We start from the raw sequence: 17,009 nt of genomic DNA on the forward strand, positions 1-17,009 counted from the left end.
AAGAGAAAACAATGTAAAGAAAAGGATGGGGTACGCAATGAACACAAAAAAATTTGCTAAAGTAAATGAACAAATTCCAGGACCGAAAGCGGCATCTTTATTAGAACGCCGTCAAAATATAGTACCAAAAGGAGTAAGTAATGGCATCCCAACGTTTGTACAATCTGCAAATGGTGCTCTTGTAACAGATGTTGATGACAATCAGTACATTGATTTTGCAGGAGCAATCGGGACAATTAACGTAGGGCATTGTCATCCAACGGTTAAAGAAGCGCTCCATAAACAAGTCGATCAATACATTCATACTGGATTTAATGTCATGATGTATGAGCCATATATTGAATTAGCAGAAAAGCTTGCGGCATTGGCACCAGGAAGTTTCGATAAGCAAGTCCTATTTTTAAATAGTGGTGCAGAAGCAGTTGAGAACGCGGTGAAAATCGCTCGTAAATATACGAAGAGACCTGGTATTATCGCATTTTCTAAAGGTTTCCACGGTCGTACATTAATGACAATGACGATGACAAGTAAAGTGAAGCCATATAAATTTGGGTTTGGTCCCTTTGCTCCAGAAGTATATAAAGCGCCATTTCCATACGAATATCGTCGCCCAGAGGGATTAACGGAAGAGCAGTATGATGATTTTATTATTGAAGAGTTTAAGAACTTCTTCATATCGGAAGTAGCACCAGAAACAATTGCAGCTGTTGTAATGGAACCTGTTCAAGGGGAAGGTGGATTTATCGTCCCAAGTAAGAAATTTGTTCAAGAAGTACGCCGCATTTGTTCAGAGAACGGCATCTTATTTGTAGCGGATGAAATACAAACAGGCTTTAGTCGTACAGGAAAATATTTTGCAATTGATCACTATGATGTCGTTCCAGATTTAATTACAGTGTCTAAATCATTAGGGGCTGGTGTACCGATAAGTGGTGTCATTGGACGTAAAGAAATTATGAATGAATCTGCACCAGGTGAACTTGGTGGAACGTATGCAGGAAGTCCATTAGGATGTGCAGCTGCATTAGCTGTTCTCGATGTAATAGAAAATGAGAAATTAAATGATAGAGCGATAGAATTAGGAAAAGTCGTAATGAACCGATTCGAAGAGATGAAAAATAAATATCATTGCATCGGTGATGTGCGTGGGTTAGGAGCAATGTGTGCATTTGAGGTCGTTCAAGATCGTAAGACGAAAGCACCTGACAAAACGTTAACGGCTAATCTATGTGCAGAAGCAAATAAGCGTGGGTTACTTTTATTATCAGCAGGAACGTATGGAAATGTTATCCGTGTGTTAATGCCTTTAGTTATTACAGATGAGCAACTTGAAGAAGGTTTAACAATAATTGAAGAATCATTGCAAGCTTGTTATGAGCAAACGAACATCGCTCGCGTTTAAAAACTGAAGTATAAATAGCAAACATTCTAGCTGACTCTATATTAAATGCAGAAAATTCACTTTATAATAAAGATAGTGAAGTGGATCGATGGATTTGAAGTTAGGGGTGGCTAGGATGGTTGCAGAAAAGGAACGAGTGTTAATGGATTTAAAAGATGTATTTGAATATGCGTTTGACGAAATTTTTGTTACAGATGAGCAAGGGATCGTTGTACGTGTAAATAGTACATGTGAAAGGCACTACCAACTAGCTGCAGAAGAGTTAGTTGGTAAGCATGTAAAAGAACTACAAAAGGATGGAATCTTTTATCCATCAGCGACATTAGAAGTGATTGGAAAAAAGAGGCCAATTGAACTCGTTCAAACTACAAAATCAGGAGAGTATTTACACGTTCGTACAAGGCCTGTTTTTGATGATGAGGGAAATTTAAGAAGAGTGATTAGTTATTCTCGCGACCTTACTGAACTCTATCAATTACGTCAAAAGGTAGAGGAAATGGATAATCAGCTAAAAACATATAAAAAAGAATTAAGAGAAACATATGAGCATGAAGGACTTATTTTTAAAAGTCTAGCTATGCAAAAAATAGTCGATACAATCAAAAAAGTATCTGTAGTGGATAGTACTGTTCTCGTTTTAGGCGAGACTGGAGTAGGAAAAAGTCGATTAGTACGCTATTTACATGAAGTGAGTCACCGTAAGCATGAAAGTTTCTATGAAATTAATTGTGCGGCATTACCAACTAATTTAATTGAATCGGAGCTTTTTGGATATTCAGGTGGATCTTTTACAGGTGCGAATCGTGAAGGGAAAAAGGGACTATTAGAATCCGCGCATAAAGGAACTCTTTTTTTAGATGAAATCGGTGAAATGCCGCTTGAAATTCAAGCGAAGCTTTTGCAAGTATTGCAAGAAAAAACATTTCGTCCTATAGGCGGAAGAGAATTAAAAAAAGTAGATGTTCGAATTGTGGCGGCAACAAATAGAGATTTAAGCGAGATGGTGAAACAAGGAACATTTCGGAAAGATTTATACTATCGTCTGAATGTCATTCCAATTGCAATTCCCCCGCTTAGGGAAAGAACAGAAGATATTTTACCGCTTATTTATCATTACTTGCAGCACTTTAATAAAAAGTACGGACGTGATGTGAAACTAGCACCGGGTACATTACAAATGTTTGTCGGATATCCGTGGGAAGGAAACAATAGAGAGATAGAGAATGTAATTGAGAGAATTGTTATTACTGTCGATGATGTTGTAACGGTAGAGGATTTGCCACTCTCTATGCAAGAGGCTGCAGTTGAACAATCGGGGCAAAGCCTTTATAAAATGCTGGAAGAGGTAGAGAGAAATATTATTCTTAAAGCGTATAAAACGTATGGATCAAGTTATAAAGTGGCTGAGTTTTTGCAAATTAGTCAATCTGCTGCTACTAGGAAAATTAAGAAGTTCATAGAGGGGGAAGAAAACATTGGATAAAAAGGCGACTTTCGTAAGTATAGATAAAAAGGCGATGTATATAAATGGTGAGTGGATTACACTACAAGAACAAATTGAAGTAAATAATCCTGCGACGAAGGAAATATTTGCAACTGTACCAAAAGGCGGAGTAACAGAGGCAAAGCAAGCTGTTGATGCTGCACATGAAGCTTTTAAAACGTGGTCTAAGTTAACGGCAGCAGATCGTGCCACGAAGTTAAAAAAGTGGTTTACGCTTATTGATGAAAATAAAGAAGAGATCGCAGCGATTATGACGAAGGAACAAGGAAAGCCGTTTGCAGAAGCGCTTGGTGAAGTAAATTATGCAAACAGTTTTGTTGAATGGTATGCAGAAGAGGGGAAACGCGTATACGGTGAAATGATTCCTGCTTCTCATCCGAATAAGCGCATTTTAGTTATGAAGCAACCAGTTGGCGTTATGGCAGCTATTACACCTTGGAACTTCCCAGCTGCTATGATTACGAGAAAGGTAGCCCCAGCGCTTGCAGCAGGCTGTACAGCCGTTGTGAAACCAGCAAGTCAAACGCCATTAACTGCATTGAAATTAGCTGAATTAGCCCATGAAGCAGATATTCCAAAGGGCGTAATCAATATCGTAACAGGTAGTGCAAAAGCAATTGCTGATACATGGATGGAAGATGGTCGCGTTCGAAAAGTGTCCTTTACAGGGTCAACGGAAATCGGGAAAGAGTTAATGGCTAGTGCGGCGCAAACGATGAAAAAAGTTTCGCTTGAGTTAGGGGGACACGCTCCGTTTATCGTAATGAATGATGCAGATTTAGATAAAGCAGTAGAAGCGGTGATTGGTTCGAAATTCCGTAATGCAGGACAAACGTGTATATGTACAAACCGAGTATTCGTTCAAGAAGAAGTATACGAAGTATTTGTAGAGAAGTTCCAAAAGGCAGTAGGGCAGTTGAAAGTAGGAGACGGTTTCGGTGACGGAACGACTGTCGGGCCACTTATTGATGAGAATGCAGTTTCAAAAGTACAAGAACATATTGAAGATGCTATTCAAAAAGGTGGAACAGTTTTATATGGTGGTCAAAAGGTCGCAGAGTTAGAGGGACATTTCATTCAACCGACTGTAATTGGGTTGGCAAATGATACGATGCTTTGTATGAATGAAGAAACATTTGGGCCAGTGGCACCAGTTGCGAAATTTAAAACAGTTGATGAAGTAATTGAACGTGCAAATAATACACCATACGGTTTAGCTGCGTATATTTTCACGAAAGACATTAGCCAAGCATTCCAAATTAGTGAAGCGCTAGAGTACGGTATTATTGGTCTAAACGATGGTCTTCCATCAGTTGCACAAGCACCATTCGGTGGATTTAAAGAAAGTGGTATCGGCCGTGAAGGAGGCCATTTCGGCATCGAGGAATATTTAGAAATTAAATATATTTCATTAGGACTATAAGTAGTATACTAGAATCTCTATAAGGTAACAGAGAAGGAGATTCTAGTATGGTATATTGGCTATTATTACTTGTTACAATTATTTTTGAAGTGGCTGGAACAATTGCGATGAAACTATCAAATGGTTTAACAAAGCTCGTTCCAAGTGTACTTATTTTCGTATTTTATGGAATTTGTTTCAGCGTGTTTGCTATCGTCGTTAAAAAGATTCATTTAAGTATTGCTTATGCCATTTGGTCTGGCGTTGGAACGTTACTTATTACAATCATTAGTGTGTACTTTTTTAAAGAGCATATTAGCTTATTCCAAGCATTTTGTATTCTCTTTATTGTTTTGGGTGTCATTGGGCTTAAGGTTTCATCGGCATCATGAAAGCTATCTTTTGTAGAAGATAGCTTTTTTCTATTTGTGCAGTTAGCAATTAATACGACAAAATATGACAAGAAAGAGTAAAGCGTTTTGTTATGATACATATGAAATATTGTCTTATGTGGAGGAAAGAGTATGTTAAAAAAGGTGAGTCAAATTGTTTTAATTTTTGGCATAGCTTTTAGTTTAAGTGCTTGCACTGAGACTAAAGATAGTAATGAAAGTAAACAAGAAGATGTTCAAGATAAAGTGTATAAAATAGGGGAGACAGTAGACGTAGATGGTTTGCAAGTAACTATCGATTCAGTTGAATTAGGATATCCGGATTATGATGAGGATAAAAAGAAAGAAGAGATTTTGGGGGTTATTTTCAAAGTGGAAAATAATAGTAAAAAGGAAATACCTTTTGCATTTTATGAATTTGAGATTACCGATAAGAAAGGTACAAGATTTAAAGAATATAATAACCCTGATAGCTTTATTAGTAAAAAGTTAGCACCAGATGAAAAAATTCAAGATATCATGCTATTTGACGTAGCGAAAGAAAATACGTATATCGCTACATATAGACCGGAGTTTACGCATGAAAATAGAACGATAAAATTTGAATTGAAACCAAATAAATAAAGAAACACATTGGATTATCCAATGTGTTTCTTTATGGTAATAAATTTAAAACGCCCAGTTACCTTTACGGAAGATAGGCTCATGTCTGCCATCAGCAGTAATACCGTCAATATCAAGCTCAGCTGATCCAATCATGAAGTCGTTGTGTGTGATACTAGCGTTTGCGCCGTTTTCAGCAAGTTCTTCTTTAGACATTGTTTTTCCGCCAACTAAGTTAAATGCATAAGCATTTCCGATTGCAAGGTGGCAAGATGCATTTTCGTCAAATAGTGTATTGTAGAATAAAACATTTGTGTTTGAAATTGGTGAGTCATGAGGTACTAAAGCTACTTCTCCTAAGAAGTGAGAACCTTCATCTGTTTCTACTAAATGTTTTAAAGCTTCTTCACCAGCTTCAGCTTTATAGTCTACGATACGCCCGTTTTCAAATGTTAACGTGAAATTATCGATAATATTACCTGCAAATACTAACGGTTTTGTACTAGAAACTTGGCCGTTTACACCTGTTTTAAGTGGCATTGTAAATACTTCTTCAGTTGGAATATTAGCCATAAATGGTACGTTCTTTTCATTTAAGCTACCAGCACCAGCCCATACATGTTTTTCTGGAAGTTCGATTGTTAAATCTGTTCCAGGACCTGTATAGTGAAGAGCTTTATAATGCTTTTCGTTTAAGTAATCCACTTTTGTATGTAATGTTTCATCATGTTCTTTCCATGCTTCTACAGGATTTTCTAAATCAGCACGAGTAGCTTTGAAAATAGCATCCCATAACTTTGCTTCTTGTTCTTCTGGCGCTACGTCAGGGAATACTTTCGCAGCCCATTCTTTCGTAGGAACAGAAATGACACACCAACTTACTTTATCTGCTTGTACGTAATCACGGTATACTTTCATTGCTTCTCCAGCTACTTTATGAGCTGTTGCAATACGCGATGCTTCTACACCTTTTAATAAATCAGGGTTTTCTGCATAGATAGACATAAATGCAGCGCCTTCTTTTGCTAATTCTTCACGAGCATGTGCTTTCCAAGATGGAAATTCAGCGAAAGCTTCTTCAGGAGCTAGATCGAACTTTAAGCGTGTTAACGTCTCATCATTCCAATCTACATATACGTGTTTTGCACCAGATTTATATGCTTTTTCTGTAACGAGGCGTACAAATTGTACAGCTTCAAGAGGTGCACTAATTGATAAAGTTTGTCCAGGTTGAATATTAACACCAACATTAACTGCAAGAGCAGCATATTTCTCTAACGTTTGTTCAAATGACATATGTATAATCTCCTTTAATTTGAAAGATTTCTTACTATATATAATACAAGAAAATTCTAAAAATATATATAAATATAAAGTAAAAAGAGAGCTCAAAATGTATTGAGCCCTTATATTTACTTAATTGAAGAAGCAAACTGCTCTATAGTCGTTGTATGGTGTATACGAACGCGCTTCATCTTTAACAATTCATCAGGTTCACCCTTCGTAATGAATTGCCCAGGCTTTGTCGTCGTCGCAAATTGATAATACTTCTTCGTTTCTGTAACAACCTTATCATCTACATGACCGAATGGATAAGCAATCGCGATAACAGGCTTACCTGTTATTTTTTCTAGTTTTTCTTTTGAACCTTTTAACTCTTCCTCATAGTTTGTAATTTTCGGTAAGTCTGCATGTGTTGCAGTATGAGATTGCACCGAGAAAATGCCGGAATCAACCATTTCTTTTATTTCAGAAGTAGACAATGCTCCTTCTACATCAACGTTATCAACAATCATATATTCTGTTGCTGCCGGTTTAAAAGTATCATCTTTTAGCTTTTGTAAAACGCGAAATGCATTCATATTATTTTTCATACCGTCATCAAATGTAACGAAAATCGGCTTATTTACTTTATTTATATCGCCCCAGCGTTCAAACGTTAACAGCGTATAACCATTGTCCTTTAAATGTTTCATTTGTGCTTCAAAGTTAGCTGGTGGTACGAATAAGTCTTTAATACCTTGACCATGATAATCATCAATTGCGTGATACATAAGAACAGGAACCTTTTGTTCGAAAGTAATAGTAGATTTCGTAAGCGGGATTGTTTTCCCATCTTCTTTCATTCCTGTTGCTTCAATTTGGAACTCACCGCGTTTTCCTTCAAATTCCTTTATATCAAAAGGAATTGTGAATTGCTTCTCTTTTTCTTTAGAAGAAAAAGATTTAGCACTTTCCTTGCCATCAGCTGTGCGCCAAATTTTATATTGTACTTCAGTTAAATTATCTTTTATATCTGTCATATGAATAGTAGTGTCTGTAGATTCGTATGTGATGGGAGTATAAGAAATTTTACCTTGTTCTTGTACAGTCTCTTTTTGTTTAGCTACTTCTTGAACCTTTTTCTCTTTTTTAGGTTCTTGGCTTACATTGCTAGTATTGCAGCCTGCTAGAATGGCAGACGTACATAAAGCAATTGCTGCGTATTTTTTCATGAAAATCACCTTCTATTGTGTAGTATGTTGCATATTGACATTAAAATCCCCACCGCTATAAGAGTGGTGGGGATATACCCTTGTTCATCATATCATTTGAAGAAAATGAGGGGAATATGATTTTTAGGAGGCTATTAAGGTAATAGATTAGTGACTTTGAATAGATGTATTTTTTTGTTTCTTATTAGAATTAATAATGATATAACCAACTACAAAGATAAGAGGAATAATGAAGACATAGATAGGCATTCCCCATACATAATAGCTTTTCAGCGTTAAGACTAGTAAATGTAAGAAATCGAAAATTGCGTGGGCTTTCATAATATCCTCCAATGTTTTTTGAAAATTATAACATTTTAAGCTTGTTATTTGTATAATTTGGAAAGTAATTTAAGCTAATTTTAAAGTAAGAAGAAGACTTATTGATATGCAATTTTGCATACAGATATGGATTTTATTAAAATATAAAGATTTTATACTATAATAAAAACCGCTATAAAACTAAGTAAGAATAATGTATGGAGTGGAGAATAGAAATGAAATATAAAAAAATAATATATATCTTTTTCATATCACTATTTATAGTTGGTTGCCAAAGTGAAGTGAGTAAAGCGAATAGTGTGGAAGAGTATATTCCATCGCATCTTATGAATGCGGAAGTGACGGCGGATATTATGACACTAGAATTTCCTTATGAGATAAAAGAGAAATTAGAGAAAATAGGAAATAAAATGAGCGATAGTATTACAAATAATTTAGATTGGTATTTGAAGTATGCCGAAGAAGAAATTATACCGAAAAAAACGTTTCCTTATCATCAAAACTTAGGTATTACAAAAGAAGAATATGATTTTATGATAGATAAAATGAATAATGCAGAATATGTAAATACCAAAGACGGAAAACTCTTTTTTAAACAGAAAGATCATGAAATTCAAATTCTCTCTGATGAAAATTTGAAGCTAATTAAAAATATTCGAATTGATACAGAGAAGAATATAATTAAAACTCCTTTAGGAGAATGCGAATATGAAGGTGAAATAAAGGCGTCGAATGAACAAAAAGCTACTGGTCCATGGAGTGGGAAGATGTGGACTTTAAAAAGCGATGGATTACTTTATCATTTTTCATTAGGAAAGTTAAAAAACATAAACAAATCTATCATTTACATTTCAATAAAAGGTATATATAAAGATAGGATTATCAATACAGAAGAAGCAGTTGAATTTCACTCGATTTCATAAAGAATCAAAAAAATCACCTTACTCGTTAAAGTAAGGTGATTTTTTATTAAATAAACAATCCAGCGATTGTTGCAGATAAAATAGAAGCAAGTGTTGATGCAAATAGCATTTTCCAACCAAATTTAGAAACAACGCTTCCTTGTTTTTCAGAAAGGGCACGGATTGTACCAACGATTGCACCAATTTGGCTAATACTTGCGAAGCTAATTAAGAATACTGTAACGATTCCAACTGTACGTGGAGCTAATGTTGTAGCTGTGTCTTTTAAATCAAGGATTGCTACAAACTCGTTTAAAACAATCTTCGTACCCATAATACCACCAGCTGGGATAATATCTTGAGTTGGAATACCCATTAAGAATGCGAATGGAGAAAGTACGTAACCGAAGATTTGTTGTAAAGTAACAGCATGTCCCATTGCGCCTGAAGCTGCACTAATTACGTAGTTTACAACTTCCATCACACCGATAAAGGCGATCATTAATGCGGCAACGATACCAGCTACTTTTAAACCATCAAGCGCACCGTTAATCATTGCGCCGATAAAGCTGTCTCCGAATAGAGTTCTATCAAATTTTTGAATCACTTCATCTTCTTTTTTCGTATCAACTGGTGTTAATAACGAACAAACGATTAAGCTTGAGAATAAGTTTAGCGGAAGAGCTGCTAGTACGTATTTTGCATCTAACATCATTACGTATGATGCTGTAACAGAAGCAGAAACGGAGCTCATCGCAGAACAACAAATGATAAACATACGATTTTTATTGAAATGCTGTAAATCGTTTTTAATGACGATTAACGCTTCACTTGAACCGAAGAATACAGAGTTTACTGCGTGGAATGACTCAACGCGCGGCAAACCAGTAATTTTTGAAATTGCACCGCCGACAACACGAACGATGAATGGTAAAACACCTAAATAACTAAAGATTGAAAGTAGTGCTGAGAAAAATACGATAATTAATAATACGTTTAAGAAAAAGACAAAATCTCTGTGAATTCCATTAAAGAGAAAATCGACACCTGTCGTACCAAGTTTAATTAGTTTGTTGAAAACTTTACTAATGAAAATAATGATTTGTTGACCAATCTTTGTAGCAAACATAAACCAACCGATTAAAATTTGGAAACCAATCATAATTGCAATTGCACGGAAGTTGATTTTACTTTTGTTGTTTGACAAAGCAAAACATAAACCTAACACGGCAAGAATACCGATAATGCTCATTACATATTGCATGTAGTTGCCCCTTTCAGAAGTTCGTATAAAGTTTGTACATAAAACGTTCGTTATATTACTAAAAATAAAAGAACGAGGTTTTATGTCATACGTAAGATGTCTGACCTTTTAGAAAAATAAAAATAAAAAAAGACCCATATGGATTCACTTTCATCTATGAGAGAAAGCTAATCAATATGAGTCCTTTTTTACGCATAGGCTAATATTCATTAGTTTTCCCCATAGTCCAGCGATTTAAGGTTGCCGGGTAGAAACTCTCGATCCATATTATCAAGTATATATGAGGTAACATCGTCCGTATTAAATTAGTAGTAGCGTAACATTAACAGAGAAGTATCGTCAATAGCTTTTTTTCTTCCAATAGAAAAAGACCATATAAGTATGATAAAATGTAACGCAGTGTTATGAAAAAGAGAGGTCGGAAAATGAGTACTAAAATGACGCCACCAGTTGAGAAAAACGAGTTTATAGATGTAGTATTTGAAGATTTAACACATGATGGTGCCGGTGTTGCGAAAGTAAAGGGCTATCCTATTTTCGTTAAAAACGGATTACCAGGTGAAGAAGCGCAAATTAAAATTATTAAAGTGAAGAAAAACTTTGCATTTGGTCGTTTAATGAAGCTTCATACAGAAAGTCCATATCGTAAAGATGCTGAATGCCCAGTATATAATCAGTGCGGCGGTTGTCAGCTTCAGCACTTAACTTATGAAGGACAATTACAAGCGAAAGAAAAACAAGTACGTGACGTTATGCAGCGTATCGGAGGACTAGGTGATGTTCCTGTTCATCCTGTACTTGGCATGAAGAACCCGTGGGTATACCGCAATAAAGCACAAGTACCAATCGGAGAACGTGAAGGTGGGCTTGTAGCTGGTTTTTATCGCCAAGGAACGCATGACATCATTAATATGGAATCATGCTTAATTCAGGCAGAAGAAAACGATACATTAATTCAAGAAGTAAAACGTATTTGTGAAAAGCACGGTATCACTGCGTACAACGAAGAGCGTAACAAAGGAACACTTCGTCACGTAATGGCTCGTTACGGACAAGTAACAGGGGAAATTATGCTTGTCTTCATTACACGTACAGCAGAATTGCCGAACAAAAAAGCAATCATTGAAGAAATTGCAGCGAAATTCCCAGAAGTAAAATCAATCGTTCAAAACGTAAATACGAAGCGTACAAACGTAATTTTCGGAGATAAAACGACAGTACTGTACGGATCAGAATATATTTATGACTTTATCGGTGACATTAAATTTGCGATTTCAGCACGTTCATTCTATCAAGTAAACCCAGAACAAACGAAAGTGCTATACGATAAAACGTTAGAATACGCAAAATTAAATGGTAACGAAACAGTAATCGATGCCTATTGCGGAATCGGATCAATCTCGTTATTCCTAGCGCAAAAAGCGAAAAAAGTGTACGGCGTTGAAATCGTCCCAGAAGCAATCGAAGACGCAAACCGAAACGCAGCACTAAACAACATGACAAACGCTGAATTTGGCGTAGGAGAAGCAGAAGTAGTCATTCCAAAATGGTACAAAGAAGGCGTAATCGCCGACACAATGGTCGTAGATCCACCGCGTAAAGGCTGTGACGAAGCATTACTAAACACAATCATCGACATGAAGCCAAACCGCGTCGTATACGTATCGTGTAACCCAGCAACATTAGCACGTGACTTAAAAGTACTAGAAGAAGGCGGATATAAAACACAGGAAGTACAGCCTGTTGATATGTTCCCGCATACGACTCATGTGGAGTGTGTGACTTGGCTTAAGTTAGTATAATAGGAAAGCAGTTGATATAGGAAAATCTATACCATCTGCTTTTTGGTTTACAAAAATACCATTCATAAGCGATTTTAGTTAAAATAAATATTGCTGATTTTCACAAATTATAAATTGAGATTTTGAAATTGTATTCATAGTGAGAGGATTTGAATTTGAAATGATAGATAATTTTTGGCGTGAATTACCACGACCATTTTTCGTACTTGCACCAATGGAAGATGTGACAGACGTTGTTTTCCGTCACGTAGTAAGTGAGGCTGGTCGTCCAGATGTATTCTTTACAGAGTTCACAAACTCAGATAGCTATTGTCATCCAGAAGGTATGAAAAGTGTACGTGGTCGTTTAATTTTTACAGAAGATGAACAGCCAATGGTGGCACATATTTGGGGAGATAATCCTGAATATTTCCGTCAAATGAGTATTGGTATGGCAGAGTTAGGATTTAAAGGCATTGATATTAATATGGGCTGCCCTGTACCGAATGTAGCATCAAGAGGAAAAGGTAGTGGTCTTATTCTACGTCCAGACGTTGCAGCAGAACTTATCCAAGCAGCAAAAGCGGGCGGACTACCTGTCAGCGTAAAAACAAGACTTGGCTTTAAAGAGTTAAGCGAGTGGGAAGATTGGTTAACGCACATTTTCAAACAAGATATTGCGAACCTTTCTATTCATTTACGCACAAGAGAAGAAATGAGCCAAGTAGATGCGCATTGGGAACTAATTCCGGAAATTAAAAAATTACGTGACCGTATCGCACCAAATACGTTAATAACAATCAATGGAGACATCCTTGATCGTAAAATGGGACTGGAACTTGCTGAAAAATACGGCATTGATGGCGTAATGATCGGACGAGGAATCTTCAAAAATCCATTTGCTTTTGAAAAAGAGCCAAGAGAGCATAGCAGTAAAGAACATCTAGATCTTTTAAGACTACAACTTGATCTTCAAGATCAATATGCAGAAGTACTGCCACGCTCAATCACAGGACTTCACCGCTTCTTCAAAATTTATGTGAAGGGCTTCCCAGGAGCTGCGGAATTGAGAAATCAATTGATGAGTACGAAATCGACCAATGAGGTGCGTGCTTTGTTGGATAAGTTTGAGGATAGTGTTGGTGTTGCTCAGGATAGTGAGACGGTTTAACTTTTAAGCAGTTAAATCATTTCATATGTAGTGTATGACATGAGTGAGTTGAAAATAAGCGTAGAGCTGGAAAAGAACAGTGTATTTGAGAAATCAAAGCACTGTTTTTTTCTTTTAGTTAATGTTAAGAGAGAAATCTTTTTAAAGGCATATAAAAAACACGTAAGAGCTCTGTAGATACAATGATAGAGAAAAGTTCGGGTAAGACTATAAAACATATCTTTAAAATGTTAAAGTATTAATTTAGCGGACAATAACTAAAAGGTTAGATTTAAACATGATAATTTAAAGCACGTTATAGGATAAACTTTAACTGCTGAATAAATAATCAACATTTCAGGAGGAAACCCAATGGCAATGAGCAACAACGATATATTAAAAAGAGTACGATACGCTTTAGATATAAGAGATATAGATATGGTGGAAATCTTTAAACTCGGCGGGATGGAAGTAACGAAAGAAGACGTAGTTGATATGCTTACAAAAATAAAGAGAGCTCCTCAGCATGAAGCTGAAGATGCGGATGTAATCGAAGATGAGTACGTAAAAACATGCGATATGATGATGTTAGAGGCATTTTTCAATGGATTTATTACTTTAAAAAGAGGAAAGCAAGATCCGAAACCAGGGCAGCCTGCACCTGTACAGAGTAAGGAGAGTGCCAATAACCTTCTTCTAAAGAAAATGAAAATCGCACTATCTTTAACGAGTGAGGATGTACTTGATATATTAGATAGCGTAGGCGTTACGGTAACAAAAGGAGAGTTAGGCGCTCTATTAAGAAAAAAAGGTCATAAAAATTACAAAGAGTGCGGCGATAGATACGCAAGGAATTTCATTAAGGGATTAGGTGTAAAGTATAGAGGATAATGAGTTCGTTAAAGCAGTAAATGATATAATAGGTAGAGTAGGACGTTTGTATCCTACTCTTTTTTATTTGTAAAATAATACGCTAGGTGATGAAATGGTACATACATATTTAGGTGAGACAATTAATTTTCATATAACTTATAAGAAGAAAAAGTCCGTGCGTCTTTTTGTAGATTCGTATGGAAATGTGGAAGTGCAGGCTCCGAAAGGGACACCTGTTGAATACTTAGTCCAGTTGCTAGAGGAGAAGTGGGATTGGATTCAGACAACTCGTAAGGAAATGGCGGAGCGAGCGCATGGACCACAGGAAAAGGATTATGATCAAGGAGAGGGCTTTTTGTATTTAGGGAATACGTATCCGATACAGATTTCCCAAGATGCAAGCATTGAGCAAGACAATGCGATTTTTGAAGGGGATAAGTTACATATTTATGTAAAAGAGCTAAAGGATGAGAAAATACAGCAAGCTTTAAAACGATTTTACTATAAGCAGTGTAAATCTTTAGTAGAGAAGAGTATTAAAGCGCATCAAAGTAATTTCAAAACAAAACCACGTTCTATTCGTATTACAGATAGTAGTCGTACTTGGGGTACTTGCGATTCGAATTTACAACTAACATTCAATTGGAAGCTAGCAATGGCACCACAGCGAGTAATTGACTATGTAGTTGTTCATGAAATGTGTCATATGGTTCATTTAAATCATGATCGATCTTTCTGGCGTCTTGTCGGGAAGATAATGCCTGATTATAAAGAAATGGAGAATTGGTTAGCGTTATCTAGTTGGAAGATGACGGTTTAGGAAGGGATATCGATTTTTGTCTGTAAATCGATATTTCTTGTTGAATCGTTGATATATTGTGAGTTTTGATAGATATATTTTAAAAATCGTTGATATATTGTGAGTTTTGATAGATATATTCGAAAAATCGTTGATATATTGTAAGTTATGATAGATATATTCGAAAAATCGTTGATATAATTTCATTTACTACAGGATTGTTCAACAAATCGAAAAGAGAAGAGGTCACAGCAGACATCTCCTTTTTTCGAGTATATAGATTATCGCCCAAACTTCACAATGAAAGTATCTGCTGTTTTCTCCATCTCATACCCACGATACCCCTCCAAAAGCAAAGCCTGCTGTCCACTAGCATCACTCATTAGAATACTTTGAATATCCGTCCAATCTCTTTCATTATCTCCGCGCAATTTCTTCACAAAAACATACCGCAGACTACCACCATACTTTTCCTTCAACACAGCAATCTCCATCCCTTGCGCAAATTTATCCTTCAAACTCGGGATGTTAAAAGGAGCAACGGTGCAGCATACATAATCATATTTGCTATCTTCTTTTTGCAATTCGTCCATGATGACGTTTGCTAATATTTTTTGCATACCATTTCCTCGGCAGTTCGGATGAACGTTTGAGATTTCTTGATAGATGACGCGGTGTAGTTCACTTTCTGGCAAACCAATATCAAGCCCTAAATGTTCATCATCGATAGGCGGGACGAGTAGAGCGCGAAATGCGATGAGTTCGTTTTCGATAAAAGCACCGATCATCATGCCGTTTCCTTTTAGAATGTATTGAAATTCTTCTTGTGAGAGTGGTTGTAAACGATTTTTATCTTCTAGTGCTTCAACTACAATGTTTTGTAGTGATAAAATTTGTTCGATGTGCTCTAGTGATAGTAATGTAACGTGAAATGATTCGTTATTTTGTTTTAATGTTCCTTCGTATAGAACCGTCATATGATAGTCCTCCTTTAGCGTACAACGTCTTGAAAGACGGTTAGTTCTTGTAGTGTATCTTCGTTTATTTCAATGCCGAGTCCCGGCTTTTCGTTTAAGCGAATGAATGGTACATCGTAATGTAAGTTTCCAATGTCTTTCGTGAATTTTAATGGTCCTGTTAGCTCTACGCTCGTAATGATTTTCTTTGAGAAAGCGACATGGAATCCTGCGGAAGAGGCAACAGAGGATTCGACCATTGATCCCACTTGGCATTCAATGCCGGCCATTTCAGCTTGATGAGCGAGCTTTACAGCTGGATATATGCCGCCGCATTTCATTAGTTTTATATTCACTTTATCGGCAGCTTCTAATTTAATAATTTGGCGCATTTCACGAGAACTTTTTAGTCCTTCATCAATCATAAGCGGGAGATCTGTTTTAGAACGAATATGAGCCATGGCATCAATATCGTCCGCGATAACAGGTTGTTCAATCCAGTCAATGTTTAAATGTCCTAATGAACGCAGTGCTGTTAATGTGTTCGCGCTATTTTTCCAGCCTTGGTTTACATCAATGCGAATAGCGATGTCATTTCCTACACGTTCTCGTACAGCTTCAATACGTTTCACATCTTCTTTTACATTCGTACCAACTTTCATTTTGAAAGATTGGTAACCTTTTTGAATCATAGAAGCAGCTTCTTCAGCCATATCTTCAGGATCGGCAATACTTAAAACGTGAGTGACAGGGAATTCTTCATGATAGCGCCCACCAATTAATTGATATACAGGTTGATTTAGTTTTTTGCCCATTATATCAAAACAAGCAATATCAATTGCGGCTTTCGCTGTTGGAACACCGTAAATTGTATTGTCCATCATGTCGTGTATTTTTTCGATATTCATTGGATTTTTCCCGATTAGAGCAGGGGTTAGCGTATGTTTTAAAGTATGGAAAGTACTTTCCCATGATTCACCTGTGACGTGATCATCAGCAACGCCTTCACCGTAACCGATAATACCTTCATCTGTTTCCATTTTGACGATAATAGAGGGCATATCAGAATAAGAGCCATAACTAATAACAAACGGACTGCGAAGCGGTAAACGAATTGCGTAAAGATGAATAGCTGTAATTTTCATTGAATAGAAACTCCTTCCTG

16 protein-coding genes and 1 riboswitch are annotated in these 17,009 nt (G+C 36.4%); of the genes, 10 read left to right on the forward strand and 6 right to left on the reverse strand.

Annotated features, from left to right (window positions below; translation table 11 throughout):
- Positions 1–37 precede the first annotated feature (37 nt).
- The 5 genes from gabT (at position 38) to DOS87_RS01980 (ending at position 5,324) form a co-directional block, all read left to right on the forward strand.
- The gene (gene gabT, locus DOS87_RS01960) at positions 38–1,402 is read left to right on the forward strand and encodes a 4-aminobutyrate--2-oxoglutarate transaminase (protein WP_001093004.1); all 1,365 of its coding nucleotides are present in this window, start codon (positions 38–40) and stop codon (positions 1,400–1,402) included.
- Between the two features lie 115 nt (positions 1,403–1,517).
- Complete coding sequence (locus DOS87_RS01965) at positions 1,518–2,885, forward strand: sigma-54 interaction domain-containing protein (RefSeq protein ID WP_098577956.1); 1,368 nt, start codon at positions 1,518–1,520, stop codon at positions 2,883–2,885.
- Positions 2,878–4,329 carry an NADP-dependent succinate-semialdehyde dehydrogenase gene (gabD, locus tag DOS87_RS01970; protein WP_000358137.1) on the forward strand — a complete coding sequence of 484 codons (1,452 nt, stop codon included), beginning with the start codon at positions 2,878–2,880 and terminating at the stop codon, positions 4,327–4,329. Before DOS87_RS01965 ends, gabD begins: the two co-directional genes overlap by 8 nt.
- A gap of 47 nt (positions 4,330–4,376) precedes the next feature.
- Positions 4,377–4,700, forward strand: coding sequence for a DMT family transporter (locus tag DOS87_RS01975; RefSeq protein WP_000263262.1), 324 nt, complete (start codon positions 4,377–4,379; stop codon positions 4,698–4,700).
- Between the two features lie 132 nt (positions 4,701–4,832).
- Complete coding sequence (locus DOS87_RS01980; RefSeq protein ID WP_000915102.1) at positions 4,833–5,324, forward strand: DUF4352 domain-containing protein; 492 nt, start codon at positions 4,833–4,835, stop codon at positions 5,322–5,324.
- A gap of 45 nt (positions 5,325–5,369) precedes the next feature.
- Here the strand turns inward: DOS87_RS01980 and DOS87_RS01985 are convergent, their stop codons facing one another.
- The 3 genes from DOS87_RS01985 to DOS87_RS01995 form a co-directional block, all read right to left on the reverse strand.
- Positions 5,370–6,599 carry an aminopeptidase gene (locus tag DOS87_RS01985; protein ID WP_000007349.1) on the reverse strand — a complete coding sequence of 410 codons (1,230 nt, stop codon included), beginning with the start codon at positions 6,597–6,599 and terminating at the stop codon, positions 5,370–5,372.
- 116 nt (positions 6,600–6,715) lie between these two features.
- Complete coding sequence (locus DOS87_RS01990) at positions 6,716–7,798, reverse strand: polysaccharide deacetylase family protein (protein ID WP_208730199.1); 1,083 nt, start codon at positions 7,796–7,798, stop codon at positions 6,716–6,718.
- A 147-nt stretch (positions 7,799–7,945) separates the two neighbouring features.
- Positions 7,946–8,119, reverse strand: a complete 174-nt coding sequence (locus DOS87_RS01995) for a hypothetical protein (protein ID WP_000643592.1) — start codon at positions 8,117–8,119, stop codon at positions 7,946–7,948.
- 215 nt (positions 8,120–8,334) lie between these two features.
- Here DOS87_RS01995 and DOS87_RS02000 point away from each other — a divergent pair, with 215 nt between their 5' ends.
- A complete protein-coding gene (locus DOS87_RS02000; protein WP_000875598.1) occupies positions 8,335–9,042 on the forward strand; it encodes a hypothetical protein in 708 nt (235 codons plus the stop codon).
- Positions 9,043–9,088: 46 nt separating this feature from the next.
- On the opposite strand, the gene DOS87_RS02005 is transcribed toward DOS87_RS02000, so the two are convergent.
- Complete coding sequence (locus DOS87_RS02005) at positions 9,089–10,285, reverse strand: NupC/NupG family nucleoside CNT transporter (protein ID WP_001200491.1); 1,197 nt, start codon at positions 10,283–10,285, stop codon at positions 9,089–9,091.
- A 202-nt stretch (positions 10,286–10,487) separates the two neighbouring features.
- Positions 10,488–10,589, reverse strand: a riboswitch (purine riboswitch).
- 121 nt (positions 10,590–10,710) lie between these two features.
- Here DOS87_RS02005 and rlmD point away from each other — a divergent pair.
- The 4 genes from rlmD (at position 10,711) to DOS87_RS02025 (ending at position 14,909) form a co-directional block, all read left to right on the forward strand.
- The gene (rlmD, locus tag DOS87_RS02010; protein WP_098578171.1) at positions 10,711–12,087 is read left to right on the forward strand and encodes a 23S rRNA (uracil(1939)-C(5))-methyltransferase RlmD; all 1,377 of its coding nucleotides are present in this window, start codon (positions 10,711–10,713) and stop codon (positions 12,085–12,087) included.
- 160 nt (positions 12,088–12,247) lie between these two features.
- Complete coding sequence (locus DOS87_RS02015) at positions 12,248–13,237, forward strand: tRNA dihydrouridine synthase (protein ID WP_000566714.1); 990 nt, start codon at positions 12,248–12,250, stop codon at positions 13,235–13,237.
- A gap of 351 nt (positions 13,238–13,588) precedes the next feature.
- On the forward strand, positions 13,589–14,107 hold the full coding sequence (locus DOS87_RS02020; RefSeq protein WP_001251723.1) for a YehS family protein: 519 nt from the start codon (positions 13,589–13,591) through the stop codon (positions 14,105–14,107).
- 94 nt (positions 14,108–14,201) lie between these two features.
- Positions 14,202–14,909, forward strand: coding sequence for a M48 family metallopeptidase (locus DOS87_RS02025; protein WP_000233754.1), 708 nt, complete (start codon positions 14,202–14,204; stop codon positions 14,907–14,909).
- A 260-nt stretch (positions 14,910–15,169) separates the two neighbouring features.
- Here DOS87_RS02025 and DOS87_RS02030 read toward each other — a convergent pair whose 3' ends face one another.
- Both DOS87_RS02030 and DOS87_RS02035 read right to left on the reverse strand, forming a co-directional pair.
- A complete protein-coding gene (locus tag DOS87_RS02030; RefSeq protein WP_000217542.1) occupies positions 15,170–15,865 on the reverse strand; it encodes a hypothetical protein in 696 nt (231 codons plus the stop codon).
- A 14-nt stretch (positions 15,866–15,879) separates the two neighbouring features.
- Positions 15,880–16,989, reverse strand: a complete 1,110-nt coding sequence (locus tag DOS87_RS02035; protein ID WP_000704500.1) for a mandelate racemase/muconate lactonizing enzyme family protein — start codon at positions 16,987–16,989, stop codon at positions 15,880–15,882.
- Between the last annotated feature and the right edge of the window lie 20 nt (positions 16,990–17,009).

Source organism: Bacillus sp. CR71 (assembly GCF_003429245.1).
Classification (GTDB): Bacteria; Bacillota; Bacilli; order Bacillales; family Bacillaceae_G; genus Bacillus_A; species Bacillus_A thuringiensis_S.

Excerpts from the sequence above, each read along its gene's own strand:
- gabT (WP_001093004.1), top strand. The coding sequence starts at position 38 with ATGAACACAAAAAAATTTGCTAAAGTAAATGAACAAATTCCAGGACCG.
- DOS87_RS01965 (WP_098577956.1), top strand. The coding sequence starts at position 1,518 with ATGGTTGCAGAAAAGGAACGAGTGTTAATGGATTTAAAAGATGTATTT.
- DOS87_RS01975 (WP_000263262.1), top strand. The coding sequence starts at position 4,377 with ATGGTATATTGGCTATTATTACTTGTTACAATTATTTTTGAAGTGGCT.
- DOS87_RS01980 (WP_000915102.1), top strand. The coding sequence starts at position 4,833 with ATGTTAAAAAAGGTGAGTCAAATTGTTTTAATTTTTGGCATAGCTTTT.
- DOS87_RS01985 (WP_000007349.1), bottom strand. The coding sequence starts at position 6,599 with ATGTCATTTGAACAAACGTTAGAGAAATATGCTGCTCTTGCAGTTAAT.
- DOS87_RS01990 (WP_208730199.1), bottom strand. The coding sequence starts at position 7,798 with ATGAAAAAATACGCAGCAATTGCTTTATGTACGTCTGCCATTCTAGCA.
- DOS87_RS01995 (WP_000643592.1), bottom strand. The coding sequence starts at position 8,119 with ATGAAAGCCCACGCAATTTTCGATTTCTTACATTTACTAGTCTTAACG.
- DOS87_RS02000 (WP_000875598.1), top strand. The coding sequence starts at position 8,335 with ATGAAATATAAAAAAATAATATATATCTTTTTCATATCACTATTTATA.
- DOS87_RS02005 (WP_001200491.1), bottom strand. The coding sequence starts at position 10,285 with ATGCAATATGTAATGAGCATTATCGGTATTCTTGCCGTGTTAGGTTTA.
- rlmD (WP_098578171.1), top strand. The coding sequence starts at position 10,711 with ATGAGTACTAAAATGACGCCACCAGTTGAGAAAAACGAGTTTATAGAT.
- DOS87_RS02015 (WP_000566714.1), top strand. The coding sequence starts at position 12,248 with ATGATAGATAATTTTTGGCGTGAATTACCACGACCATTTTTCGTACTT.
- DOS87_RS02020 (WP_001251723.1), top strand. The coding sequence starts at position 13,589 with ATGGCAATGAGCAACAACGATATATTAAAAAGAGTACGATACGCTTTA.
- DOS87_RS02025 (WP_000233754.1), top strand. The coding sequence starts at position 14,202 with ATGGTACATACATATTTAGGTGAGACAATTAATTTTCATATAACTTAT.
- DOS87_RS02030 (WP_000217542.1), bottom strand. The coding sequence starts at position 15,865 with ATGACGGTTCTATACGAAGGAACATTAAAACAAAATAACGAATCATTT.
- DOS87_RS02035 (WP_000704500.1), bottom strand. The coding sequence starts at position 16,989 with ATGAAAATTACAGCTATTCATCTTTACGCAATTCGTTTACCGCTTCGC.